This is a genomic window from Vibrio sp. 1641 (assembly GCF_033339995.1).
GTDB classification, from domain to species: Bacteria; Pseudomonadota; Gammaproteobacteria; order Enterobacterales; family Vibrionaceae; genus Vibrio; species Vibrio alginolyticus.
In genome coordinates this window covers 1-537 of record NZ_JAWOVP010000458.1, presented here as the reverse complement: position 1 = coordinate 537, position 537 = coordinate 1, and the positions used below count along the sequence as shown (strand labels likewise).

Here is a 537-nt window from a genome sequence, read left to right as displayed (position 1 = left end):
GAAGTAATCTGCGCAACGTGCATGGCATTCTCTCCGGCTTAAAAACAAAAAAAGCCAGCACAATGGCTGGCCTTAACCTATTTCCCGATAAAATGAGTGCTTAGTCTAGTAGCGACTTCACATATTCTGCAATTTCAGGCACTTGGCAGTGCGCAAAGAAACACTCTTGGAATTGCGTGCTGCCTACTGCAGTTTTCACTAGCTCTTGGTCGATAGTACGTAGACCTTCAACCACGTCTTTTGCTACCGCTGATTTCACGTTGTTTAGGATAGCCGCGTTCGCTTGCTGAGGTGCTGCACGCTCAATTGGGTAACCTTCGCCGCGTTTGCCTGTGAACGCTTTTTCGAAGATGTAACGAACGTTCAATTCACCCGCCCAACCAAAACCTTTCGCAAATGCCAAAGAAATCGCATTGCCGTTATTGATTTGGTTGAACAGGAACGCGTCTGATGGCTCAAGGCAGTAACCACAAACAACGCCTGGGTGTAGGTTGCAAGACATCAATGCACCTTGGCCAGTACCACAACCAGTTACCA

The 537-nt window shown here is 47.7% G+C and carries 1 protein-coding gene; it reads right to left on the bottom strand.

What is annotated here, in order from left to right:
* Positions 1-100: 100 nt before the first annotated feature.
* Positions 101-537 (bottom strand): RpiB/LacA/LacB family sugar-phosphate isomerase (locus tag R7Z47_RS26555; RefSeq protein ID WP_318130985.1); only part of this gene is annotated, 437 nt, incomplete at its 5' end.